Annotated in this window: 23 protein-coding genes and 3 tRNA genes; 6 read left to right on the forward strand and 20 right to left on the reverse strand. The window is 71.3% G+C overall.

Annotation, left to right across the window (positions count from 1 at the left end; translation table 11 throughout):
- Nucleotides 1-9 precede the first annotated feature (9 nt).
- On the reverse strand, nucleotides 10-2310 hold the full coding sequence (gene secD / locus ASD10_RS10585) for a protein translocase subunit SecD (protein WP_056608037.1): 2301 nt from the start codon (nucleotides 2308-2310) through the stop codon (nucleotides 10-12).
- Nucleotides 2311-2376: 66 nt separating this feature from the next.
- Nucleotides 2377-2721, reverse strand: coding sequence for a hypothetical protein (locus tag ASD10_RS10590; protein WP_056608040.1), 345 nt, complete (start codon nucleotides 2719-2721; stop codon nucleotides 2377-2379).
- Between the two features lie 54 nt (nucleotides 2722-2775).
- Here ASD10_RS10590 and ASD10_RS10595 point away from each other — a divergent pair, with 54 nt between their 5' ends.
- Nucleotides 2776-3744 carry an aldo/keto reductase gene (locus ASD10_RS10595; RefSeq protein ID WP_056608041.1) on the forward strand — a complete coding sequence of 323 codons (969 nt, stop codon included), beginning with the start codon at nucleotides 2776-2778 and terminating at the stop codon, nucleotides 3742-3744.
- 333 nt (nucleotides 3745-4077) lie between these two features.
- On the opposite strand, the gene ASD10_RS10600 is transcribed toward ASD10_RS10595, so the two are convergent.
- The 5 genes from ASD10_RS10600 to ASD10_RS10620 all read right to left on the reverse strand — a co-directional run bounded on the left by ASD10_RS10600 (nucleotide 4078) and on the right by ASD10_RS10620 (nucleotide 8730).
- Nucleotides 4078-4668 carry a hypothetical protein gene (locus tag ASD10_RS10600; RefSeq protein ID WP_056608043.1) on the reverse strand — a complete coding sequence of 197 codons (591 nt, stop codon included), beginning with the start codon at nucleotides 4666-4668 and terminating at the stop codon, nucleotides 4078-4080.
- 76 nt (nucleotides 4669-4744) lie between these two features.
- Nucleotides 4745-5908 carry a serine hydrolase gene (locus ASD10_RS10605; RefSeq protein ID WP_056608045.1) on the reverse strand — a complete coding sequence of 388 codons (1164 nt, stop codon included), beginning with the start codon at nucleotides 5906-5908 and terminating at the stop codon, nucleotides 4745-4747.
- Between the two features lie 26 nt (nucleotides 5909-5934).
- On the reverse strand, nucleotides 5935-6819 hold the full coding sequence (efeU, locus tag ASD10_RS10610) for an iron uptake transporter permease EfeU (protein WP_056608048.1): 885 nt from the start codon (nucleotides 6817-6819) through the stop codon (nucleotides 5935-5937).
- 67 nt (nucleotides 6820-6886) lie between these two features.
- Nucleotides 6887-8140: an HRDC domain-containing protein gene (locus ASD10_RS10615; RefSeq protein ID WP_200938221.1), complete on the reverse strand. Its 1254-nt coding sequence runs from the start codon at nucleotides 8138-8140 to the stop codon at nucleotides 6887-6889.
- Nucleotides 8137-8730 (reverse strand): DUF3000 domain-containing protein, encoded by a 594-nt coding sequence (locus ASD10_RS10620; protein ID WP_056608050.1) that lies wholly within the window; start codon nucleotides 8728-8730, stop codon nucleotides 8137-8139. The genes ASD10_RS10615 and ASD10_RS10620 overlap by 4 nt, the downstream gene beginning before the upstream one ends.
- 70 nt (nucleotides 8731-8800) lie before the next feature.
- On the opposite strand from ASD10_RS10620, the gene hemE reads away from it, so the two are divergent.
- From hemE to hemQ, 3 genes are read left to right on the forward strand one after another with little or no spacing between them, the layout of a single operon-like run.
- Entirely contained in the window at nucleotides 8801-9844 is a 1044-nt protein-coding gene (gene hemE, locus ASD10_RS10625) for a uroporphyrinogen decarboxylase (protein ID WP_056608051.1), read from the forward strand.
- A complete protein-coding gene (gene hemG, locus ASD10_RS10630) occupies nucleotides 9841-11172 on the forward strand; it encodes a protoporphyrinogen oxidase (RefSeq protein ID WP_056608054.1) in 1332 nt (443 codons plus the stop codon). The genes hemE and hemG overlap by 4 nt, the downstream gene beginning before the upstream one ends.
- Nucleotides 11169-11879 (forward strand): hydrogen peroxide-dependent heme synthase, encoded by a 711-nt coding sequence (hemQ, locus tag ASD10_RS10635; RefSeq protein ID WP_056608056.1) that lies wholly within the window; start codon nucleotides 11169-11171, stop codon nucleotides 11877-11879. Before hemG ends, hemQ begins: the two co-directional genes overlap by 4 nt.
- Nucleotides 11880-11896: 17 nt before the next feature.
- Here the strand turns inward: hemQ and ASD10_RS10640 are convergent, their stop codons facing one another.
- The 4 genes from ASD10_RS10640 to ASD10_RS10655 are packed head-to-tail and all read right to left on the reverse strand — an operon-like array spanning nucleotide 11897 to nucleotide 14187.
- Nucleotides 11897-12511: a hypothetical protein gene (locus ASD10_RS10640; RefSeq protein ID WP_056608058.1), complete on the reverse strand. Its 615-nt coding sequence runs from the start codon at nucleotides 12509-12511 to the stop codon at nucleotides 11897-11899.
- Nucleotides 12512-12560: 49 nt separating this feature from the next.
- Entirely contained in the window at nucleotides 12561-12983 is a 423-nt protein-coding gene (msrB, locus tag ASD10_RS10645) for a peptide-methionine (R)-S-oxide reductase MsrB (RefSeq protein WP_056608060.1), read from the reverse strand.
- A 38-nt stretch (nucleotides 12984-13021) separates the two neighbouring features.
- On the reverse strand, nucleotides 13022-13510 hold the full coding sequence (locus ASD10_RS10650; protein WP_056608062.1) for a hypothetical protein: 489 nt from the start codon (nucleotides 13508-13510) through the stop codon (nucleotides 13022-13024).
- Between the two features lie 26 nt (nucleotides 13511-13536).
- The gene (locus ASD10_RS10655) at nucleotides 13537-14187 is read right to left on the reverse strand and encodes a dihydrofolate reductase family protein (RefSeq protein WP_056608065.1); all 651 of its coding nucleotides are present in this window, start codon (nucleotides 14185-14187) and stop codon (nucleotides 13537-13539) included.
- 40 nt (nucleotides 14188-14227) lie between these two features.
- Between ASD10_RS10655 and ASD10_RS10660 the strand changes: the two genes are divergently transcribed.
- Nucleotides 14228-15082: a PPK2 family polyphosphate kinase gene (locus tag ASD10_RS10660; RefSeq protein ID WP_056608068.1), complete on the forward strand. Its 855-nt coding sequence runs from the start codon at nucleotides 14228-14230 to the stop codon at nucleotides 15080-15082.
- Nucleotides 15083-15101: 19 nt separating this feature from the next.
- On the opposite strand, the gene ASD10_RS10665 is transcribed toward ASD10_RS10660, so the two are convergent.
- The 5 genes from ASD10_RS10665 to ASD10_RS10680 form a co-directional block, all read right to left on the reverse strand.
- Entirely contained in the window at nucleotides 15102-16160 is a 1059-nt protein-coding gene (locus tag ASD10_RS10665; RefSeq protein WP_056610130.1) for an AbrB family transcriptional regulator, read from the reverse strand.
- 99 nt (nucleotides 16161-16259) lie between these two features.
- Nucleotides 16260-17018, reverse strand: a complete 759-nt coding sequence (locus ASD10_RS10670) for a sirohydrochlorin chelatase (RefSeq protein ID WP_056608070.1) — start codon at nucleotides 17016-17018, stop codon at nucleotides 16260-16262.
- Nucleotides 17019-17073: 55 nt separating this feature from the next.
- Nucleotides 17074-17238: a hypothetical protein gene (locus tag ASD10_RS19185; protein WP_200938223.1), complete on the reverse strand. Its 165-nt coding sequence runs from the start codon at nucleotides 17236-17238 to the stop codon at nucleotides 17074-17076.
- Entirely contained in the window at nucleotides 17235-18920 is a 1686-nt protein-coding gene (locus tag ASD10_RS10675) for a nitrite/sulfite reductase (RefSeq protein WP_056608072.1), read from the reverse strand. Before ASD10_RS10675 ends, ASD10_RS19185 begins: the two co-directional genes overlap by 4 nt.
- A gap of 327 nt (nucleotides 18921-19247) precedes the next feature.
- Complete coding sequence (locus ASD10_RS10680; RefSeq protein WP_056608074.1) at nucleotides 19248-19874, reverse strand: hypothetical protein; 627 nt, start codon at nucleotides 19872-19874, stop codon at nucleotides 19248-19250.
- A 79-nt stretch (nucleotides 19875-19953) separates the two neighbouring features.
- On the opposite strand from ASD10_RS10680, the gene ASD10_RS10685 reads away from it, so the two are divergent.
- A complete protein-coding gene (locus ASD10_RS10685; protein WP_056608076.1) occupies nucleotides 19954-20847 on the forward strand; it encodes a YihY/virulence factor BrkB family protein in 894 nt (297 codons plus the stop codon).
- Nucleotides 20848-21531: 684 nt separating this feature from the next.
- Here the strand turns inward: ASD10_RS10685 and ASD10_RS10690 are convergent.
- The 4 genes from ASD10_RS10690 to ASD10_RS10705 form a co-directional block, all read right to left on the reverse strand.
- Complete coding sequence (locus ASD10_RS10690) at nucleotides 21532-21789, reverse strand: hypothetical protein (protein ID WP_056608079.1); 258 nt, start codon at nucleotides 21787-21789, stop codon at nucleotides 21532-21534.
- Nucleotides 21790-21928: 139 nt separating this feature from the next.
- Nucleotides 21929-22000: transfer RNA gene (locus ASD10_RS10695), tRNA-Val, on the reverse strand.
- Between the two features lie 36 nt (nucleotides 22001-22036).
- A tRNA-Cys gene (locus ASD10_RS10700) sits at nucleotides 22037-22107 on the reverse strand.
- Between the two features lie 27 nt (nucleotides 22108-22134).
- A tRNA-Gly gene (locus tag ASD10_RS10705) sits at nucleotides 22135-22206 on the reverse strand.
- Between the last annotated feature and the right edge of the window lie 41 nt (nucleotides 22207-22247).

A 22247-nucleotide genomic window follows, 5' to 3' on the forward strand; every position in this document is an offset into this window, starting at 1 on the left:
CGGGTGGTGCTAGAGGATCGCGCCCGTCGTGGTGCGCCCGTCGTCGACGTTGGCGTACGGGTCGATGACCTTCTTCGGCGCATCGGTCGGGTCGTACGGCCAGCGCTCCTCGAGCAGGATCGCGATCGCCGACGCCGTGAAGATCGTCGACAGGATGCCGACCGACAGGCCGATCAGCAGCGCGATCGCGAAGTCGGTCAGCGAGTCCCCACCGAGGACGGCCAGGGCCGCCAGGATGAACATCGCGCCGAGCCCCGTGTTGATCGTGCGGGGGATCGTCTGCAGGATCGCCTCGTTGACGACACCGCGCAACGGCTTCTTGCGGTTCGCCGCGGTGTACTCGCGGATGCGGTCGAACACGACGATCGTGTCGTTGACCGCCAGGCCGATGATCGACAGCACCGCGGCCAGGAACACACCGTCGATCGGCTTGCCCCACCACGCGAAGACGCCGACGACCGTCAGCACCACCGACGACATCGACAGCACCGCCGCCGCCGCGTACGTCCACCGGAACCGCCACGCCAGGTAGAGCATCTGCGCCGCGATCGCGATCGCGAAGGCGATCAGGGCCTTGTCGCGCAGCTCCTTGCCGAGGCTGGGCCCGATCAGCTCGTCGCGCTCCTTCTCGACCGAGCCGGCGACGGCCGCGAGGGCCTCCTCGATCTGGACGGCCTCCTCGTTCGTGATGTCGTCGAGGCGGACGCTGACGTTCTCGCGCCCGTCCTCGCCCGACGACGACTGGACGACGGCCTGGCTGAAGCCCGCGTCGCTGACGGCCACGCGCGCGTCCTCGGCGTCGATCGCCTGCGACGTCGAGTACTCGAGCAGGCGACCGCCGGTGAACTCGACACCCAGGTTGAGCCCCTTGACGGCGATGCCGCCGACCGACACGACCGCGACGACCAGCGTGATGACGATCCACGTGCCGCTGCGCTTCATGAGGTCGGGGCCGCTGTCGGTCAGCCACTGGCGGATCCGTCCCGTACCGGCCAGGCCCGAGATGGCCGGACGGCCCTTGACGACCGAGCGCTTGACGGCCCACTCGCACAGCACGCGGGCGATGACGAGCGCCGACACCATCGAGGCGACGACACCGATCGACAGGGTCACGCCGAAGCCCTTGACGGGCCCGGACGCGAAGAAGAACAGCAGGGCGGCGGCGAGCAACGTCGTGACGTTGGAGTCGATGATCGCCGACCACGCCTTGTTGAAGCCCGTGGTGAGGGCCGGTTCGAGCCCCCCGGACGTCCGCTCGGCGTACTCTTCGCGCGCTCTCTCGAAGACCAGGACGTTGGCGTCGATGGCCAGCCCGATCGCCAGCACGAAGCCGGCCAGTCCCGGGAGGGTCAGGGTCGCGCCCAGCCAGACGAGCATGCCGTACGAGATGAGCGCGTAGGTGCCGAGCGCGATCGTGGCGAGGAAGCCGACGAGGCGGTAGACGAGCACGATGAACAGGCCGGTGAGGGCGATGCCGATGATGGCGGCCTCGATCGAGGCGTCGATCGCGACCTTGCCGAGCGTCGGACCGACGGTCCTCTGCTCGACCGTCTCGACGGGCACCGGCAGGGCGCCGCCCTTGATCAGGATCGCGAGGTCGTCGGCCGTGGCCTGCGTGAAGTTGCCCGTGATCTGGGTGGAGGCGCCGCCGCCGGACTGGCACAGGCTCGGCTGCACGGACGGCGACGAGATCACCTGCGTGTCGAGCACGATCGCGACGCGCTGGGCGGCGGCGGGGTTGGCGCACGCCGCGCTGACGAGGTCGGCCCAGCCACCACGGCCCTGGCCGTTGAACTCGACGTTGACGACCCACTGGCCGACGCCGCCCTCGGGGATGCCGGACGAGGCGTCGCTGACGCCGTTTCCGTCGAGCAGCTGCGGCCCGAGGACGATCGGGTTGCCGTCCTCGTCGGTGCTGAGGGTCTCGCCCTCCGGCGGGGCGGTGTCGTCGGTCGGGACCGACCGCACCTCGTGGAACGACAGCTGCGCGGTCTGGCCGATGACCTCGGCGGCCTCGCGGGGGTCCTGGACGCCGGGGAGCTCGACGATGATGCGGTTGGAGCCGGATCGGGCGAGCGTCGGCTCGGACACGCCGAGCGCGTCGACACGTCCGCGGATGACGGTGAGCGCGCGGTCGGTCGACTCGGCGTCGGCCTTGACCCGCTCGGAGTCCTTGGTCTCGAGGACGATCTGGGTGCCGCCCTTGAGGTCGAGGCCGAGATTGGCCTTGCTGGTCAGGGCGAGGAGGAGGGCGACGGCGATCACCGCGAACGCGGCTATCGCGCGCCACATGGGGGCACGGGAGGACATGGGAGGACTTTCGAGAGACGCCCAGGGGCGTGGTCGGACGGGACGGTGGGGAGGAAGGGCGCGGGCTCAGGGAGCCGGCGGCGCCCGTCCTTCGACCGTGACCGTCGCCGCCGCGACGTGCGACGCGTCGTGCGTCGCGACCGGCTCGTCGACCACGGCGGCCGGCGAGGCGACGTCGTCCGGGGCGGTGGAGGCGAGGTCGAGGTGCAGGTGCCCGTGGTCGTGCGAGGCCGGGGGCACCGACGCGGCGTGGCGCCCGTGCTGCGGGGCGGCCGTGAGGTGCCCGGTGCCGGCACTCGTGCGCGCCTGCTGCGTCGCGCGGGCCGATCCGCCCGTGGCGACGAGGAGCATCGCGACGAGCGCCATCATCAGCACGACGGCCGATCGACGCGTCGCGGACCTCGTGAGCATTCGGCGAGTCTACGCGAGACGAGCGACCTCGGAGGTCGTGCCTATCGTGGGCGCATGTCCTCCTCCCGCACCCTCGGTCCCACTGGAATCCCGGTCAGCGTCGTCGGCATCGGCTGCAACGCCTTCGGCTCGCGCATCGACGGCGAGCAGACGCGTGCCGTCGTCGACGCCGCGTTCGAGAACGGCGTGACGTTCTTCGACACCGCCGACACGTACGGCACGGGTCGCAGCGAGGAGCTGCTCGGCGCGGCCCTGGAGGGTCGGCGCGACGAGGTCGTCGTGGCGACCAAGTTCGGCATGGACATGCAGGGCGTCAACGGCGACGACGGTGGACGTCGGGGCACCCGCTCCTACGTCCGCACCGCCGTCGAGGCGAGCCTGCGCCGGCTCGGCACCGACCACATCGACCTGTACCAGCTGCACACGCCCGATCCGACGACGCCGATCGAGGAGACCCTGGGAGCGATGACCGAGCTCGTGTCGGAGGGGAAGGTGCGCGCGATCGGCTCGTCCAACCTGCAGGCATGGCAGCTCGTCGACGCCGCTTGGCGCTCGCGGAGCGCCGACCTGGCGTCGTTCGCGACGGCCCAGAACGAGTACAGCCTCTACAACCGGACCGCCGAGGTCGAGCTCGTGCCGGCCTGCCTCGAGCTCGGCGTCGGCGTGCTGCCGTACTTCCCGCTCGCCTACGGCCTGCTGACCGGCAAGTACCGTCGCGGGGAGTCGGCACCCGAGGGCACCCGTCTGGCCCTGCAGTCGGCGCGGCTGGACGGCGCCGACTGGCACCGCATCGACGCTCTGCAGCAGTTCGCCGACGAGCGCGACATCTCGCTGCTCGAGCTGGCGATCGGCGGGCTCGCGGCCCAGCCGGCCGTCGCGAGCGTCATCGCCGGTGCGACGCGGCCCGACCAGGTGCGCGCCAACGTCGAGGCCGCGCGGTGGATCCCGTCGGCCGCCGATCTCGTCGACCTGGCCGAGATCGGGGCGCCGACGCAGTCGTACACGACCTACGCGCCGCGCTGACGGCGGCCGACCCGGCCCGCGATCGCCCCTGGAACGTTCGCCGGCCGGGTCTCGACGTCCGAGGACACCGAGATCGACGGTAGATGATCCTGGGCGTCACGTCTGCCGGATTCGGATGGTTCTCGACGTGATCTTGGACAAATGACCCACAAAGGACCGGATGCCGGTGATCGGGGGTCGCGCCGGGCTGGGAAGCGCCTCACGGCGCATGGCCGCTCGTAGCGGCTAATTGTGGGACCCGGGGCTACCGCAGCCCGACGCGACCACCAGCCTAGTCGAGCGATCTGCGCACACAAGGCGGGTTCGGCGGTCGCCCTGCGATGCCGGACGAGATCAGGTCAGCTCGCCCAGGCGTTCCAGCTCGGCGGCGCGCCGCAGGTGCAGGGCGGTGTCGACGAGCTTGGCGGCGCTGTGCGGGTCGCCGCTGTCGAGCTGCGCCCGCCCGACCCCGACGATGTGGGCGAACGAGGCCGCGCGGTCGAGCGTCACGTCGAGGTCGCTCGTGACGATGCCGCGCACGACGGTGTCGACCAGTGCGATGACCTCGGCCGGCCCGGGCGGGTCGACGACGCCCGCGAGCACCTCGTGCACCGGGGCGTACGCCTTGCCGGCGGCGTACTCGCGGGCGGCCTGGTCGGGCTGCCGGTGCACCCAGGTGCGCAGCAGGTACAGGCGCCACAGCGACCCCGGGAGGGTGTCGGCCGGCGCCGAGGCCCACAGGTCGGCGATGACGCCGAGCCCCTCCTCGTCGGCCAGGTGCAGGACGCGGTCGACCATGCCCTGGTCGTCGTCGGTGCGCGGCCCGCGCACCAGCAGTGTGGCGATGCGGTGACCCGCGGCCGCCAGCTCGGCCGGGTCGTCGCCCCCGGCCTGCGCCTCGAACAGCGCGTTGCCCGGCAGGGAGGGCTTCTTGAACTCGCTCATGCGGTCACCCTCGTGACGAGGCAACGGTGTGAGGGCGCCCGCACGAGGGCGTTGATGACGAGCTCGCTCCGCTCACTCATGCGAGCGCCTCGTCGATGACCTCGGCGTACGCGTCGAAGCGCGAGTCGCCGCACGGCCTGATGGTGCGCGTGCCGGGGGAGTGCTCCATGACCATGCGGTTCATGGCGTAGGCGATCGTCAGTCGCTGCTCGACGTCGTTGACCACGACCGACCCGCCCAGCCCTCCCCAGAAGCACCGGCGGCCGGGACGCACCGACGGCATGGAGTCGGCGTCGGGCAGGGCCCACCCGGTGCCGAACGTCAGGGGCAGACCGAGCACCCGGTCGATGCCGGACGCCCGCACCTCGAAGATGCGCTCGACCGTCTCGGCCGCGAGCAGGCGCACGCCGTCGACCTCGCCGCCGTGCGACACGACCGACTGCACCCGCGCGATCGAGCGGGCGTTGCCGTGACCGTTCGCCGCGGGGATCTCGGCCCGTCGCCACCGCTCGCTGTTGCACTCCGAGGCGCGCAGGAACGGTCCCGTGAGGGTGCGCAGCGCGACGTCGTCAGGATCGTCGAACCGCTCGATCTCGGGCGGACGCGGCGGCGTCAGCGGCGAGACGCGCTGGTCGTGCACGGCGTCGAGACCGATGTGGAAGTCGGCGTCGAGCGGAGCGGCGACCTCGTCGGCGAACCACGTGCCGAGCGACGACCCCGTGACCCGTCGGACGACCTCGCCGACGAGGTGGCCCTGGTCGAGCAGGTGGTAGCCCGATGCGGTGCCCGGCGTCCACCACGGCGGCTGGGCCGCGAGCTTGGACGTCGCGACGTCCCAGTCGTAGAGGTCGTCGACCGTGACGGGCTGGGCCCAGCCCGACACGCCGGACGTGTGCCCGAGCAGGTGGCCGACCGTGACGTCCTGCTTGCCCGCCGCGGCGAACTCCGGCCAGTAGGTCGCCACCGGCTCGTCGAGGTCGATGAGCCCGCGGTCGACCGCGACCAGTGCGGCCAGGTTGGTCATGACCTTCGAGATCGACCAGACGGGGACGATCGTGTCGCGCTCCCACGGCACGGTGCCCTCGAGGTCGGACCAGCCGTCCCAGATGTCGACCAGCACCTCGCCGTCCTGGACGACGCACAGGCTGGCGCCGCGCTCGACGCCGTCGCTCACGTGCTGGTGCAGCAGGTCGGCCAGGGGGGCGAAGCGGTCGTCGAACGTGCCGGCTGCCGTCGTCATGCGATCACGGTAGTGGGGGTGACCAATCAGTGGCGGACGTGTGCGGGTGCCGCATCGTCGGACGGCTCCACGGGACGCTGCACGGCAGGGCGGGGCTTGCGGGAGTAGAGCCACAGCACGGGGAACAGGTAGCAGGCCCATCCGATCAGCTGCAGCCACGACGGATTGGGCTGGAAGTTCACGGTCCCCTTGAGCAGCGTGCCGTACCAGCTGTCGGGCGGGATCGTCGACGAGATGTCGAAGACCGCGTTGCCGAGGTGCCCGATGCCACCGACGTTGCCGGTGAGCCGGGGCAGGAAACCGGCCTCCTGCAGGTCGTAGATGCCGTACGCCAGCACGCCGGCCGCGACGACGATCAGCAGGTAGCCGGTGATGGTGAAGAACTTGCCGAGGTTGACCGTCACGGCGCCCCGGTAGATGAGGTAGCCGAGCACGACGGCCACGAGCAGTCCGCCGGCGGCGCCGATGAACGGCCGCGGGGTGTAGGCGTCGGCGACCGTGCCGTACATGATGGCGGCGGTCTCGAGCCCCTCGCGGCCGACGGTCAGGAACGCGACGATCGCGACGGCGAACGGGCCGAGCGTCACGGCGGTCGCGAGCTCGCTCTCGAGCTCCCGCTTGAGCCCGCGTGCCGTGCGCCGCATCCAGAAGATCATCCAGGTCACGAGGCCCGCGGCAAGGATCGACAGCGTCCCGCCGACGAGCTCCTGGGTGCGGAACGGCAGGGAGCCGATCGCGATGTTGATCGCCGTGAAGACGGCCACGACGAGCAGCACGGCGGCGGCGATGCCACCCCAGATGTACCGGACATCGTGACGACGGTCGGTCTTGACGAGGTAGGCGATCAGGATGCTGACGACGAGGCTGGCCTCGAGGCCCTCACGCAGTCCGATCAGGAAGTTGGCGAGCACCTACGAAGAATAAGGCAAGGCAACGCTCACCACATCGGTCCGAGGCTGTGATCTCGGCAAGAAGCCCTCAGGCCGTCAGTGCCTCGGCCAGCTGGTCCGCCAGCAGGCCGATCTGCCACTCGCGGGCGCCCTGCAGCCGCAGGGTCGCGGCGACCGTCTCGGACGAGACGTCGGCGGGGGGCTCCCACGCCAGGTTGCGGACGAGCTGCGGGCTGACGAGGTTCTCGGTCGGCAGGTCGTGCTGGTCGGCGACGGCCTGCACGACGTCGCGGCACCGGCCGAGACGCTCGGCGGCGATCGGGTTCTTGTCGGCCCAGGCGCGCGGGGGCGGAGGGCCGTCCGACCGCTGGTTGGTCGTCGGCAGCAGGGCCTCGTCGAGCGCCAGCCCGCGCTCGATCGCGTCGAACCACTCGCTCATGAACCGCCGTGGCCCGCGGTTGCGCATGATGCGCAGGCTCTTGAGCGCGTTGAGGTCGTTCGGGGGAGCCGTCGCGAGCTCGAGGATCGACGCGTCGGGCAGGATGCGTCCCGGTGTCGTGTCGCGGTCCTCGGCGATCTCGTCGCGGGTCTGCCAGATCTCGCGGACGATGCCGAGCGCCCGGCGTCCGCGGGCCTTGTGCAGCCCCGACGTGCGGCGCCACGGCTCCTTGCGCTCGGGCGGCCCCTGGAACAGCAGCAGCGACTCGAACTCCTCGGCGGCCCACTCGCGCTTGCCGGCCTTCTGCAGGTCGGCGTCGATGAGGTCGCGCAGCTCGACCAGCACCTCGACGTCGAGGGCAGCGTAGACCAGCCACGGGTCGGGCAGCGGACGCGTCGACCAGTCGGCCGCGGAGAACTCCTTGGCCAGGCTGAGCCCCAGGTAGTGCTCGACCAGGGCGGCCAGCCCGACGCGCGGCAGGTTCAGCAGGCGTCCGGCGAGCTCGGTGTCGAACAGGTGCTCGGGGTAGAGACCGACCTCCGCCAGACACATGAGGTCCTGCGTCGCGGCGTGCAGGATCCACTCGTTGCCGTCGAAGGCGGTGTCGAGCGGCACGAGGCTGTCGAACGCCGTCGGGTCGATCAGGTGCGTGCCGGAGCCCTCGCGCCGCACCTGGATGAGGTAGGCGCGCTGCGAGTAGCGGTAGCCCGACGCCCGCTCGGCGTCGAGCGCGATCGGCCCCGTGCCGGCCATGATGCGGGCGCAGGTGTCGTCGAGCGCCGCCCGGGTGTCGACGACGGGCGGCAGGGGGTCGCGCAACTGCAGGCGCGGCGCCTCGGGCGCGACCGGCTCGATCGTCTCGTCGCCGCCGGGGGTCTCGGGCGTCTGGTCGGGAACCGTCACCGCGCACCGCGCCTGCGCTGCAGCGGGATCACGCCCGGGGCCAGAGGAGGCAGCCCGGCGATGGCGCACAGCAGGTTCGACCAGGCGCCCGCGTGGCCGCCCGTGCCGGTCGTGGGTTCCTCCATGTGCGGCGTCCACGACGCCCGCACCTCGATCTGCGCGTCGCCGCCGTCCTCGGCCATCTCGCCGAAGCCCTCGGAGCGGACGACCGTGACGCTGCCGCTCGCGGCCGAGTACTCGCTGCCGTACGCGTCGAGCGCCTCGGTCAGCCAGCTCCAGCCGACGGCGGGCAGCGACGGGTCGGCGGCCATGTCGGCCTCGATGTCGGCGCGGACGAACGTGACGCAGCGGAACGTCCCGCCCCACGCGTCGTTGCCGGCCGGGTCGTGCAGCAGGATGAACCGCCCCGTCGCGAGCTCCTCGTCGTCGACCAGCACGTCGCCGCTCATCGCGAAGGCGTGCGGTGCGATGCGCTGGGGCGCGGGCATCTCGTCGACGACCACCTCGGGTCGCAGGACGGCCTGACGCACCTGCTCGACCGCTTCGGTGAACCGGGCCGGCGTGCGATCGATCTCACTGCGGACTGCCACCCTGTGATGGTAGGCGCGGCGGCGTCAGGTCCCGGGAGCGACACTCCGCACGACCTGAGAGACTGACCCGGTGACATCGACACTGACTGACAGCGCGTTCCTGCAGGCCTGCCGGGGTGAACGACCGGCCCACACGCCGGTCTGGTTCATGCGGCAGGCGGGGCGGTCGCTCCCCGAGTACCTGGCCATCCGCGAGGGCACGGCGATGCTCGACTCGTGCTTCCGCACCGACATGGTCGTCGAGATCACGATGCAGCCCGTCCGCCGCCACGGCGTCGACGCCGCGATCTTCTTCTCCGACATCGTCGTGCCGCTCAAGGCGATCGGCGTCGACCTCGACATCGTCCCGGGCACCGGCCCCGTCGTCGCCGAGCCGATCCGGTCGGCGGCGCAGCTCGACCAGTTCCGTGACGTCGAGCCGGACGACGTCCGCAGCATCACCGACGCCGTGACGGCGCTGGTCGGCGAGCTCGGCTCGACACCGCTGATCGGCTTCGCGGGCGCTCCCTTCACGCTGGCGTCGTACCTCGTCGAGGGTGGTCCGTCGCGCGACCACCGCCTCACCAAGCAGCTGATGTACTCCGACCCCGAGCTGTGGCACGCCCTGCTCGGCCGCATGGCGGCCATCGCGGCCCAGTTCCTGCGCCTGCAGGTCGAGGCCGGCGCCTCGGCGATCCAGCTGTTCGACTCGTGGGCAGGGCACCTGTCGCTGGCCGACTACGAGACGTACGTCAAGCCCCACTCGACCGCGGTGCTCGAGTCGGTCGCCGACCTCGGTGTGCCGCGCATCCACTTCGGCGTCGGCACCGGTGAGCTGCTGCACGCCATGGGCGACGCCGGCGCCGACGTCGTGGGCGTCGACTGGCGCGTGCCGCTCGACGACGCGGTCCGGCGCATCGGCCCCGGCAAGGCCGTGCAGGGCAACCTCGACCCGACGACGCTGTTCGCGCCGACCGAGTTCGTCCACGCCCGCGCCGCCGAGATCATCGAGGCCGGACGCGCCGCCGAGGGGCACGTGTTCAACCTGGGACACGGGGTGCTGCCGGCCACCGACCCCGACTCGCTGACGCGCCTGGTCGACTTCGTCCACTCCTACACGCCCACCGCGCCGTGAGGGTCGCCGTCGTCGGAGGCGGCATGGCCGGGCTCGCCGCGGCCCACGAGCTCGCCGCGGGCGGCGCCGAGGTCGTCCTGCTCGAGGGCTCCGACCGGGTCGGCGGCAAGCTGAGGCTCGGCGAGGTCGGGGGCATCACGCTCGACCTCGGCGCCGAGTCGGTCCTCGCCCGGCGGCCCGAGGGGCTCGACCTGATCCACGCCGTCGGCCTCGACGACCGGGTCGTGCACCCCGCGACCATCACGGCGTCGATCTGGACGCACGGAGCCCTCCGCTCGATGCCGCCGACCGTCATGGGCGTCCCGGCCGACGCCGATGCCCTCGCCGCGTCGGGCATCGCGCTGATGCCCGAGCCGCGCATCCTGCCCGTCCCCGACGAGGACGTGTCGGTCGCCGACTTCGTCACGGCGCGGCTCGGGCGCGACGTGCTCGACCGGCTCGTCGAGCCGCTGCTGGGCGGGGTCTACGCCGGCCACACCGACCAGCTGTCGCTGCGCGCGACGACCCCCCAGATCGCCGCGCTGGGGGAGGACCTCGTCTCGGCGGCCGCCGAGCACCGCGCGGCGTCCGACAGCACCGGGCCCGTGTTCGCCGGGCTGGTCGGTGGTGTCGGTCAGCTGCCGGCGGCCGTCGTCGCGGCCCACGACGTCGAGGTGCGGCTCTCGTCGACCGTGCGGTCGATCACGCGGGCCGGCGACGGCTGGCGCCTGTCGGTCGGGCCGACGACCGACGTCGAGACGCTCGACGTCGACGCGGTGGTCGTCGCGACGCCCGCCCCGGCGGCGGCCCGTCTGCTGGCCGAGGAGGCACCCGACGCCGCGTTCGCCCTCGCCGCGATCGACTACGCGAGCATGGCGATCATCACCTTCGTCTTCGACGACGCGGTCGTGCCCGACGGATCGGGCTTCCTGGTGCCACCCGTCGACGGCACGTTCATCAAGGCCGCCACGGTGTCGTCCAACAAGTGGGGGTGGGTCGGCGACACCGGCCGCACCGTGATCCGCACGTCGGTCGGCCGCGCGGGCGAGACGACCCTGCTGCAGCACGACGACGGCGAGCTCGGCCGCCGCGCCCTGGTCGACCTGCGCGAGGCGCTCGGCACGCTGCCCGACCCCGCCGACCAGGTCGTGCAGCGCTGGGGCGGGGGGCTCCCGCAGTACGACGTGGGTCACCTCGACCGCGTCGAGACCGTCGAGCGCTCCGTCGAGGGCGTGCGCGGGCTCGAGGTGTGTGGAGCGGCCTACCGCGGCGTCGGTATCCCCGCCGTCATCGCGTCGGGCCGGGCGGCTGCCCGCCGGTTGCTCGACGCTGGGATGATCGAGTCATGACTTCGCCCATCCCGAACAAAGGCAAGCTCGCCAAGGAGATCAACGACACCATCCGCTACACGATGTGGTCGGTCTTCAGGCTCGACCGCGTGCTCGGCGACGCCGACCGGCAGGCCGAGGCCGCCGAGGTCGAGGCGCTGATCGAGAAGCTCGCGGCCGACGACGTCGTGGTGCGCGGCACGTACGACGTCAGCGGCCTGCGGGCCGACGCCGACCTGATGGTCTGGTGGCACGCGCCGACCAGTGACGCGCTGCAGATCGCGTACAACGCCTTCCGCCGCACCGCACTGGGGGCGCGCATGGCGCCGGTGTGGTCGCAGATGGCGCTGCACCGTCCGGCCGAGTTCAACCGCTCGCACATCCCGGCGTTCATGGCCGACGAGGAGGTGCAGCCGTACGTCTGCGTCTACCCGTTCGTGCGCTCGTACGACTGGTACCTGCTGCCCGAGGACGAGCGTCGCGCGATCCTCAAGGAGCACGGCATGGCGGCGCGCGACTACCCGGACGTGCGCGCCAACACCGTGGCGTCGTTCGCGCTGGGCGACTACGAGTGGATCCTGGCCTTCGAGGCCAAGGAGCTGCACCGCATCGTCGACCTCATGCGCGAGCTGCGGGCCACCGAGGCCCGTCGCCACGTGCGCGAGGAGATCCCCTTCTACACCGGTCAGGTGCACACCGTCACCGAGCTCGTCGACATCTGGCCCTGACACTGGTCCGTCCCGCGTCAGCGCACCCTGCAGTCGCCGAGGTCGAAGGTCCTGCCGTCCTCGCCGGTCGCGTCCTCCAGGTCGCGGTCGCGCTCGTCACCGGCGCAGAGGGTGACGGTCGTCTGCGCGGTCAGCCGGTGCGACCGGCCGCCGATCTCGTACTCGACCGCGAACTCACGGGCCACGGCGGGCAGCTCGGCGTCGGGCGGGTCGGCGATCTGGACGACGAGGCCGCGCAGGTCGTAGTCGTCGCTGCACCGCGTCGACAGACGGGTCGTCCCCGGTCCGGTCGAGAAGGCCTCCACGTCGGCCACGTAGCCCTCGATCGATCCGGGCTCCTGGTGGCCCATCGCCTGCATGGCGGTCAGGGTGAAGTCCGTGACCTCGACGCGTCCGATGGTGTCGACGGCGCGGACGGACGTGATCCGCGCGTGGTCGGCTCCGACGATGCACACGCCACCCACCTGGAGAGCGTGGCTGTCGCCGGGCTCCCGGGTGGCGATCGGCACCCCGATCGAGTTGCCGTCGCTCTCGAGGTGCGCGCGACGGCCGTCGAGCCACGTCGTCACGCCGAGCGTGCCCGTCACTCCCAGTGCGAGGCCGAGCAGCACCAGGGCAGCGCGTCTGATCACGCCCGCAGACTAGTTCAGCGGGACCTCGCGCCGGGGACGTTCGGCGACGTCAGTCGGCCTCGAGCTTCAGGGCGACGCCGTTGATGCAGTAGCGCTGGTCGGTCGGGGTGCCGAAGCCCTCGCCCTCGAAGACGTGACCCAGGTGCGAGCCGCACGTCGCGCAGCGCACCTCGGTGCGCACGCCGCCGAACATCGACCGGTCCTCGATGTACTCGACGCGGTCCTCGGCCAGCGGCGCGTAGAACGCCGGCCAGCCGCAGTGGGCGTCGAACTTGGTCTCGCTGCGGAACAGCTCGACGTCGCACGCGCGACACGCGTACACGCCGACCGTCGGATCGGTCTCGTACGACGAGCTGAAGGGGCGCTCGGTGCCCGACTTGCGCAGCACCTGGTACTCGGCCGGGCTCAGCTCGGCCTTCCACTCGGCATCCGTCTTGTCGACGGCGTAGGTCTTCTCACTCGGCTTGCTCATGACTCAAGCCTACGTCGGCGGGCCAGCGCCCGCCGCGCTCAGCGCTGGGCGTCGAACGGCACGTGCTCGAGCAGGCGGATGCTGGGGACGTCGAGCTTGCGCTGGGCGCGGGACTCCCAGTCGATGTGCAGGAACTCCTTCACGACGTGCGGCTCGGTCAGGATGATGACCTCGGACGAACCCGTGCTCTCGACGAGCGCGACGAGCGCCTCGATGGGGTCGTCCTCGGTGATCGTCGCAGTCACCTGCTGGCCCCGCTGGGTCAGCAGCGCGGCACTGGCGTCGAGCTCGGCCTGGCCGGCCCGGTCGAGCGAGTCCTGGACGTCCTCGAGCGCCCCCGGCTCCGACAGCGGCACGACCTGGCCGCCGAGGCTGCCCATCGACGACATCAGCACCGCCGACGAGCTCTCGACCGGCAGGAGCAGGTGGTAGCGGACCGTGTCGTCGAGCCCCTCGTGCAGGGCGACGACCTGGTCGGCGTCGAGGTCGTTGAGCTGGCGCTCGATGAGCAGTGACACGTCGAACATGTGGTGGTCCCTTCGTCGTGGTCAGCCTACGCGCGGTCGCGGACCCACCGCGTCAGCAGGACGTCGTCGACCGCCAGGGCGTGACCCAGCGTCATGGGCCGGTCGGCCGCGTCGTCGGCGTGCGCGATGCGGGGCGCCGGGCCCGCGGCCATGACGGGGGCGACGGTCAGGCAGACCTCGTCGACGAGGTCGAGCCCGACCAGCTCGCCGTGCAGCGACGGTCCTCCCTCGCACAGCACGTGCAGCCAGCCGCGGGTCGTGAACTCGTCGAGGACGGCCGTCCAGTCGATCGCGCCGCTCCCGCGCGCGACGACGTCGACGTCGTCGCCCAGGGCGTCGAGCCGGTCGCGCGGGGCGTCCACGGTCGTGACGACGACGGTGCCGGGGACGCGGAGCGCGTCGGGGACGTCGAGGCTCCTGGTGACGAGCGCGATCGGCACGTCCGCCGGTCCGTACCCCTCGTCGCGCGCCGTGCCCGCACCGACGAGGACGACGTCGGCCAGCGACCGCAGCACCCCGAACACTCTCTTGTCGGCCTCGCCGCCGAGCGTCCCCGAGACGCCGTCGGCACCGTGGGCGGCCCCGTCGACCGTCGCGACGAAGTTGGTGCGCACCCACGGTCGGTCGGTGGCGGGATAGGCGTAGAGCCGCGCGATCTCGGCGTCGTCCAGGTGCATGTCCAGCAGCGTACGGGGGCCTGTCGGGCATACTTCGGACATGTCGAAGTCGTCGCCTCCGCCGTCCCTGTCGTCGCAGCTCTCCGTGTCGGGACACGTCGATCTGTCGACGTTCGACTCCCGGGCGACGACGGGCTTCGACGGCAAGAAGAAGGACGCCGCCGAGGCGCTGGCCGCGATCGGCGAGGAGCTCGACGACCTCCAGGAGAAGCTGTTCGCGGGAGGACGCGCGGGGACGAGCGACGCCAAGGTGCTGGTGGTGCTGCAGGGCATGGACACGTCGGGCAAGGGTGGCATCGTCCGCCACGTCGCCGGGCTCGTCGACCCCCAGGGCCTGTCGATCACGTCGTTCAAGAAGCCGACGCCCGAGGAGCTCGAGCACGACTTCCTGTGGCGCATCGAGAACGCGCTGCCCGAGGCCGGCATGATCGGCATCTTCGACCGGTCGCACTACGAGGACGTGCTGATCGGCCGGGTGCGTCACCTCGCCGACGAGAAGGAGATCGACCGTCGGTACATCGCGATCAACGACTTCGAGCGGTCGTTCAAGGCGTCCGGCGGCGTCATCGTGAAGTGCTTCCTGCACATCACGGCCGACGACCAGAAGGAGCGTCTCGTCGCGCGGCTCGACGACCCGACGAAGCACTGGAAGTACAACTCGGCCGACCTCGACGAGCGGGCGCTGTGGGACGACTACCAGGTCGCGTACGGTGTCGCGCTCGAGCGCTGCTCGACCGGCAACGCGGCCTGGCACGTCGTGCCGAGCGGCCGCAAGTGGTACCGCAACTGGGCCGTCGCGACGCTGCTGCTCGAGCAGCTGCGCGCGCTCGACCTGCAGTGGCCCGAGGGCGACTTCGACGTCGACGCCGAGAAGGCCCGCCTCGCCGCGATGTGACGCGGTGCGAGGCCGGCGCTCAGCCGTGGCGTGAGGTCAGCCAGCGGGCGAGCAGGGGAGCCGCGATCAGCACGAGCAGCAGCCGGATGAGCTGCACGGCCGTCACGAACGTCACGTTGCCGCCGGTGTCGGCCGACGTCGCGAGGACGGCGTAGAGCCCGCCGGGCGTCGTGGCGAGGTAGGCGTCGAGCTGCGAGACCCCCGTGAGATCGGCGAGGAGCACCCCGAACGCCGCGCACGAGGCGATGATGAACGCGATGACGACCAGCGCCGTGGGGAGCATCCGGCCGATCGCCCGCAGGCTCGCGACGGTGAACCGCAGACCGACCTGCACGCCGATCAGCAGGTAGCCGATGCCCTGCACCCACACCGGCACCTCGACGTCCCGGAACGACGGCACGGTCGAGAGGACGACCGCGACGGCCAAGGCGCCGAGCAGCGCTGGCGACGGCAGCCGCAGCAGCCGTCCGGCGACGATCCCGAGCCCCACGGCGAGGACCGTGTAGGCCATGGCGGCGACGGTCGTGTGCGGCGCGGCTGAACCGGTCGCCGCTCCGTCGTCGGCGTGGAAGACCAGCGAGACCGCGGCCGGCATCGCCAGCAGCACGATCAGGACGCGGAGGTACTGGATGACCGTGACGACACGGTCGTCGGCTCCGAGGTCGCGGGAGATCGCGGTCATGCCGGACGCGCCACCCGCGACCAAGGCGAACGACGCGGTGACGGGGCTGACGCCACGGTGGAGACGCAGCAGCTGCGCGGCGACGACGCTGAGCGCGAGCGTCACGATCGAGATGACGATCACGACCGGCCAGTCGGACCCCAGGTCGGCGAGGGCGTCGAAGTCGACGATCGCGCCGATCGTGACGCCGATGATGCCCTGACCGATCGTGAACGACCAGCCCGGCACCGCGACGCTCCGCGTGGAGACGAGGGCGAAGACCAGCCCGCCCACCAGCCCACCGAACAGCAGCGGCGACGGGAACCCCGCCAGGCTCAGCGCTGCCGACACCGCTCCGACGCAGGACGTCAGGACCAGCCAGGACGTCCAGCCGCGGCCGCGAGGGGGAGAGGTCACGACGTCCACGGTAGGGGGCACGACGCCACCGGGGACGTCATCACGGCTGGACGCGAGGTGCAGCGTCGGTGACGACGTCCCCGGTGGGACGGGCGGGTCTCAAGCGAACATGGCCTCGAGCGGCACGAGACCGACGGCGCCGACCGCGTAGCGGGCGAGGATGACGCGGGCCACCTCGACGTCGACGCCCAGCGGCTCGGCGACCGCCACGGCTCCGGCTTCGTACGCCAGCTCCGACACCCGGTCGGGCAGGACGCCCGGCGCGAGGAACAGCTGGCCGACCGCGATGTGACGGCGACCGTCGGCACGGTGCTGCCGCACGGCCTCGCCCGCAGCCGGAGGGACGCTCGAGGCGAAGGCCGCGATGGTCGGCAGCTTGTGGTGCGCACCCCAGGCCCGTGCCGCGCGCGAGATGGCCGCGTTGGCGATCGGGTCGGACGAGCCGGCGCCCGCGAGCACCAGGGCGTCGAGCTCGCGCACGCGGTGCTTCGAGAGGGCCTCGCGCAGTCGCTTGTCGAGCACGTGGAAGAACGCCGACTCGATGCCGAGGACGTTCGTCGCGTGCACCTTGATGCCGTCGTGGCGCGACACGGCGGCCGCGACGGCGCGGGGGACGTCGACGTTGGCGTGGTACGCCTCGCTCAGCAGCAGGGGGACGACGACGATCTCCTGGTGGCCCTCGGCGACCAGCCGGTCGACGGCCTCGTCGAACGAGGGGCCGACGTGGTCGAGGAATGCGGGCACCACGCGGAGGTCGGGGCGCATGCACGCGACCATCTCCGTGAGGGCTGTGATGGTGGCGGACGAACGAGGGTCCGTGCTGCCGTGCGCAAGAGCGATGAGTGCTGGTGCGGTCATGATGCGTGCCTCCTTCCAGGGGGTGGTGCTGTGGTGGGTGTGAGGGGGGTGGTGGTCACAGGGTGGTCAGGTCGGTGGGGGAGAGCTGGCCGATGAAGCCGAGCCGGAACGCCCGCAGGCACGAGCGACACTCCCACTCCCCGTGCGTCTCGCCGTGGGGACGCAGGTCCTCGTCGGCGCAGTACGGGCAGTGGAACGGGACGGCCCGGGTGGCGCTCATCGGAGGGCCTCCTCGGGTGCGCGGGCGACCCACCGGGCGAACGACTCGTCGGGCTCTCGCTCCTGCAGGTACGTCTTGGAGAGCTTCTCGACGTAGTCGGGCAGGTGCTCGCCGGTGACCTTGTGCTGGCGGAGCTTGCGGCCGAAGCCGGCCTCGAGCCCGAGGGCGCCGCCGAGGTGCACCTGGAAGCCCTCGACGGTGTCGCCGTTCTCGTCGAGCACGAGCATGCCCTTGAGGCCGATGTCGGCGGTCTGGATGCGGGCGCACGAGTTCGGGCAGCCGTTGACGTTGACCGTGATCGGGGTGTCGAGCTCGGGGACGCGCTGCTCGAGCTCGCCGATCAGGGTGCGAGCGGTGTCCTTGGTGTTGACGATCGCGAGCTTGCAGTACTCGATGCCGGTGCACGCCATCGTGTTGCGGCGCCACTGCGACGGCCGCGCGTGCAGCCCGATCTCGTCGAGGGCCGCGACGAGCGACTCGACCCGGTCCTCGGCCACGTCGAGCACCACGAGCTTCTGCATCGGCGTGGTGCGCACGCGGTCGCTGCCGTGGGCCTCGACGATGTCGGCGACCTGGTTCAGCAGGGTTCCCGAGATGCGGCCGACGGTCGCGGCCACGCCGACGTAGAAGCGTCCGTCGGTCTGCGGGAACACGCCGACGTGGTCGAGCGGGGTCTCGGGGGCCTCCGGGGCGTCCAGGTCGGCGAGCGGGCGTCCGAGGTACTCGGTCTCGAGGACGTCGCGGAACTTCTCGACGCCCCAGTCGGCCAGCAGGAACTTCAGGCGCGCCCGGGTGCGCAGGCGGCGGTAGCCGTAGTCGCGGAAGATGCTGACGACGCCCTTCCAGACCTCCGGGACGTCCTCGAGCGAGACCCAGGTGCCGAGACGCTGCGCCAGCATCGGGTTGGTCGACAGGCCGCCGCCGACCCAGAGGTCGAAGCCGGGGCCGTGCTCGGGGTGGACCGCGCCGATGAACGCGATGTCGTTGATCTGCGGGACGACGTCGTGACCGGGGTGGCCGCTGATCGCGGACTTGAACTTGCGCGGCAGGTTGCTGAAGGCGCGGTCGCCGATGAACTGGCTCTCGATCGCCGCGATGGCCGAGGTGCCGTCGATGATCTCCTCGTGCGAGACGCCGGCGACGGGGGAGCCGAGGATGATGCGCGGGCAGTCGCCGCAGGCCTCCTGCGTCGACAGGCCGACGGACTCGAGACGCTCCCAGATCGTCGGGACGTCGCGCACGTCGATCCAGTGGTACTGCACGTTCTGGCGGTCGGTGAGGTCGGCGGTGTCGCGGGCGAACTCGGTCGACACGTCGGCGACGGCGCGCAGCTGCGCGAGGTTCAGCTGACCGCCGTCGATGCGCACGCGCATCATGAACCGGTCGGCGTCGAGCTCGTCGGGCTCGAGGGTCGCGGTCTTGCCGCCGTCGATGCCCTCCTTGCGCTGCGTGTAGAGGCCCCACCAGCGGAAGCGGCCGCGCAGGTCGCCGCCGTCGATCGACTCGAAGCCGCGGTGCGCGTAGATGTTCTCGATGCGAGCCCGGACGTTGAGCGGGTTGTCGTCCTTCTTGGACTGCTCGTTGGCGTTCAGTGGCTCGCGGTAGCCCAACGCCCACTGGCCCTCGCCGCGCTTGGGGCGCGGACGACGGGCGGGGGTGTCGGTACCGGGTGCTGAAGCCATGGGGTTCCCTTTGCGGCGGCAAGGGCACACGGCGATCAGGACAGGCTCGTCACGGTGGTCGCCGCGCGCCTGGATTGATTCGACTGGTGGAGCTTCGAGTCAGGACAGAGGTCGCGCGTTGATCAGCGACACATCATGTTGCGGGCGCGGCCGAGGTCGACGTGGAGTCGTCCCACGAGCCAGAGGGTCTGCGCCGAAAGCATGTGTTCAGTCTGGGGACCGGACGGCCGCGCGACAAGCGATGGTCTCACTCCGTGGGACGGGTGTCCACATCATGGACTCGTGCAGCGGCGACACGGGAGAAACGAGGCCTCGCTGTGGTCCGCGTCACTCCGCCGGGACGAGCGCCGACACGGCGAACGCCCCCACCACCGACGCGACCAGCACCGCCGCGACGCTCACCAAGGCGACGTCCCACGGCAGGATCCCGGCCGTCGCGAGACCCACGACCGCCGCCGGCTGGAAGGACGTCAGCAGCCCGAGCGGCAGCACTGCGCCGCCGACCAGCACCGGGACGGCCACGACGGGGGGCTGACCGTCGGCGTCGACGGCCAGGGTCGTCCAGGCGCCGATCAGTCCGACCACCGCGGCCCCGGTGCCCGCGAGCACGAGGCCGGGGGTGCCGAAGACCAGCGTGTCGCCGAGGCGGTCCTCCAGCCCCAGGGCGGCGAGGCCGGCCAGCACGGCCCCCACGACGTGGGCCGCGACGACCGGCAGGAGGGTCGACCACGGGTGGCGACCGACGACGGCGAGCGTGACCGCCGCAGCGGGGTTGGCCAGTCCGAGTGCCGACTGCTCGTCCGTCGAGTGCAGCTGGGCGTACCAGGTGAACAGGACGGCGACCGCGGCCACGGCCACGACGGCGAGGGTCGCATCGGCCGCGCGAAGGGCCATCGCCGCGACGAACGTCGTGAACGCGGACACGACGGTCGCCAGGAGCAGGTGCCGGCTCATCGGGTCTCGCGCCGAGACACCGTGCGCGCCGGGTCGTGTGATGCGCGGGGAGCGGGATTCATGTCGCTACGGTAGAGCCATGGTGGCGCAACCGGTAGGTCGACCGGCGCTCCCCGACCTGCTGAGCAGGCTCGTCGCCAGGACGGTCGGCAGCTGCTTCCGCTACCGGGTCACGGGGCTCGCCGCCGAGGCGGCCTTCTTCGCGATCCTGTCGCTGCCGCCGCTCGTGTTCGGCCTCGCCGGCACGATCGGGTTCATCGCCGAGCGCTTCGACGTCGCGCAGGTCGACGTCCTGAAGGACCGCATCATCGACCTCGCCTCGCAGGCGCTGACCGACAGCACCGTCGACAAGGTCATCGCCCCGACCCTGGACGAGGTGCTGGGGTCGGGACGCATCGACGTCATCTCGATCGGCTTCGTGCTGGCGCTCTGGTCGGGCTCGCGGGCGCTCAACGTCTTCCTCGACACCATCTCGATCATCTACGGGATGGGCGGCCAGCGCGGCATCGTCAAGACGCGGGCTCTGTCGTTCGCGCTCTACATCGCGGCCCTGGTCGTCGGCATCGTCCTGGTGCCGCTCGTGCTGACCGGGCCCGAGCTCGCGGCCGACATCCTGTCGGACCGGTGGTCGTTCCTGCGCGTCTTCTACTGGCCGGCCGTGCTGGTGCTGTCGCTCGGGTTCCTGACGACGCTGTACCACCTCGCGGTCCCGGTGCGGCAGAAGTGGCGTGCCGGTCTGCCGGGCGCGGCCTTCACGCTCCTGCTGTGGATCCTCGGCAGCTACTTCGTCCGCTGGGCGCTCGGCTTCTCGACGGGCGGCATGTCGATCTACGGGCCGTTGGCGGCGCCGATCGCGGTGCTGCTGTGGCTGTACGTGCTGTCGATCTCGGTGCTGATCGGTGCCGCGATCAACGCGGCGGTCGAGGAGGGCGTCGACGACTCCCGCTGGGGACGCGACGCCGTCACGAGCTGACCGCACGACGAAGCCCCTCGGCCGGGGTGGTGGGCGGCGGAGGGGCTGGGTCGCGGCTGGGACCTCGTGGAGGAGGGGTCGTGGCCGCACGGGCACCGGCTGTGCGTGACCAACCGGCTCGTCCTCGACGGTACGAAGGTCTCGCGTGCGGCTCCACCAACGCCGGGCGAACGGTCGCCGAACACCGAGGTCCGGCAACAAGATGCCGCCCCTGCCCTCCAGGGGAGGCAGGCAGGGGCGGCACCCCGATGCTACGTGCAAAGAGTCCTGCCGCGCGAGGTCTGTAGGTCCCGAATGTGGACAGAACCGGCCCGAATGTACACATCGGGGTCCCGTCGACGTCCAGTGTGACCAGGGTCATGCATCGCATCGTCCGTCTCGCGGTGCTAGAACGATGTCACGGCCGGCCCCCGTCTTCGGAGTCGGTGGTCCGGCGCGCCGAGCGCGTCTCGGATGGGGGCCCTCGACCAGAAGTCCTCAGGCAGTCGTGAGTCGGGCTCGACGTCGGCGAGCTCTCGGTCGAGCTATCGGACGACCGTGGGCGTCGACGGCGCGCCGAGACGACCGGCACGCAGGAGGCTGGTCCATGGTGACGTCGGCCACGCACCCGATCTCGCACAGCCTGCGCCTCCTGCGGTGACGCCGAGCCGACGTTCTGTGCCGGCTGCTCAGGCGGGGTAGGCGTCAGCTCTCGCGGCGAGCCCTTCGACGCTGCTCTCTGCGTCGTTGTCTGCGTCGTTCTCTGCGTCGGACGAGCGTGCCGTAGCCCCAGACGTCGTAGCGAATGGCGAGCGCCAGCGTAGGTGCCAGCAACGCGCCCAGCAGGAAGAGCCGCGCGATCTCCGGTAGGGAGCCGTCCCATTCTTCGGTGAGCGCTGAGATCGCGATGAACAGGCCCAGGAAGGTGACGATGCCGAGGGTGATGCCGAGCGCGCGTCGCATGGGCAGATCGTAGGGCAGCCGGTGACGGTCGGTTGCTCACCACCTGAGTGACGACACGTCGACGGCGTGCGTTCGGTGTTGAGAGGCAGGACGACGAGAAGCCCCCGGAATCCGTGGGGATTCCGGGGGCTCCGTGGTGTGGGCGATACTGGGTTTGAACCAGTGACCTCTTCCGTGTCAGGGAAGCGCGCTACCGCTGCGCCAATCGCCCGTGGGTGTTCATCGTGCTGATCATTCAGTTGTGTCGAGGTGGGTACGGGATTTGAACCCGTGTAAACGGATTTGCAGTCCGTTGCCTCGCCTCTCGGCCAACCCACCGCTGGATGGGTATGGAGACCCTCTCCGAGCGGACAACGAGATTCGAACTCGCGACCCTCACCTTGGCAAGGTGATGCTCTACCACTGAGCTATGTCCGCAACCGGCCCGCTTGGCGGGCCGAGATGAAACATTAGCGGAT

It is taken from the genome of Aeromicrobium sp. Root472D3 (assembly GCF_001426485.1).
In the GTDB taxonomy this organism is placed as follows: domain Bacteria; phylum Actinomycetota; class Actinomycetes; order Propionibacteriales; family Nocardioidaceae; genus Aeromicrobium.

Coding starts and splice junctions, on each gene's coding strand:
- secD (WP_056608037.1), bottom strand. CDS start 2,310: ATGTCCTCCCGTGCCCCCATGTGGCGCGCGATAGCCGCGTTCGCGGTG.
- ASD10_RS10590 (WP_056608040.1), bottom strand. CDS start 2,721: ATGCTCACGAGGTCCGCGACGCGTCGATCGGCCGTCGTGCTGATGATG.
- ASD10_RS10595 (WP_056608041.1), top strand. CDS start 2,776: ATGTCCTCCTCCCGCACCCTCGGTCCCACTGGAATCCCGGTCAGCGTC.
- ASD10_RS10600 (WP_056608043.1), bottom strand. CDS start 4,668: ATGAGCGAGTTCAAGAAGCCCTCCCTGCCGGGCAACGCGCTGTTCGAG.
- ASD10_RS10605 (WP_056608045.1), bottom strand. CDS start 5,908: ATGACGACGGCAGCCGGCACGTTCGACGACCGCTTCGCCCCCCTGGCC.
- hemQ (WP_056608056.1), top strand. CDS start 11,169: ATGACTTCGCCCATCCCGAACAAAGGCAAGCTCGCCAAGGAGATCAAC.
- msrB (WP_056608060.1), bottom strand. CDS start 12,983: ATGAGCAAGCCGAGTGAGAAGACCTACGCCGTCGACAAGACGGATGCC.
- ASD10_RS10650 (WP_056608062.1), bottom strand. CDS start 13,510: ATGTTCGACGTGTCACTGCTCATCGAGCGCCAGCTCAACGACCTCGAC.
- ASD10_RS10655 (WP_056608065.1), bottom strand. CDS start 14,187: ATGCACCTGGACGACGCCGAGATCGCGCGGCTCTACGCCTATCCCGCC.
- ASD10_RS10660 (WP_056608068.1), top strand. CDS start 14,228: ATGTCGAAGTCGTCGCCTCCGCCGTCCCTGTCGTCGCAGCTCTCCGTG.
- ASD10_RS10670 (WP_056608070.1), bottom strand. CDS start 17,018: ATGACCGCACCAGCACTCATCGCTCTTGCGCACGGCAGCACGGACCCT.
- ASD10_RS19185 (WP_200938223.1), bottom strand. CDS start 17,238: ATGAGCGCCACCCGGGCCGTCCCGTTCCACTGCCCGTACTGCGCCGAC.
- ASD10_RS10675 (WP_056608072.1), bottom strand. CDS start 18,920: ATGGCTTCAGCACCCGGTACCGACACCCCCGCCCGTCGTCCGCGCCCC.
- ASD10_RS10680 (WP_056608074.1), bottom strand. CDS start 19,874: ATGAGCCGGCACCTGCTCCTGGCGACCGTCGTGTCCGCGTTCACGACG.
- ASD10_RS10685 (WP_056608076.1), top strand. CDS start 19,954: ATGGTGGCGCAACCGGTAGGTCGACCGGCGCTCCCCGACCTGCTGAGC.
- ASD10_RS10690 (WP_056608079.1), bottom strand. CDS start 21,789: ATGCGACGCGCGCTCGGCATCACCCTCGGCATCGTCACCTTCCTGGGC.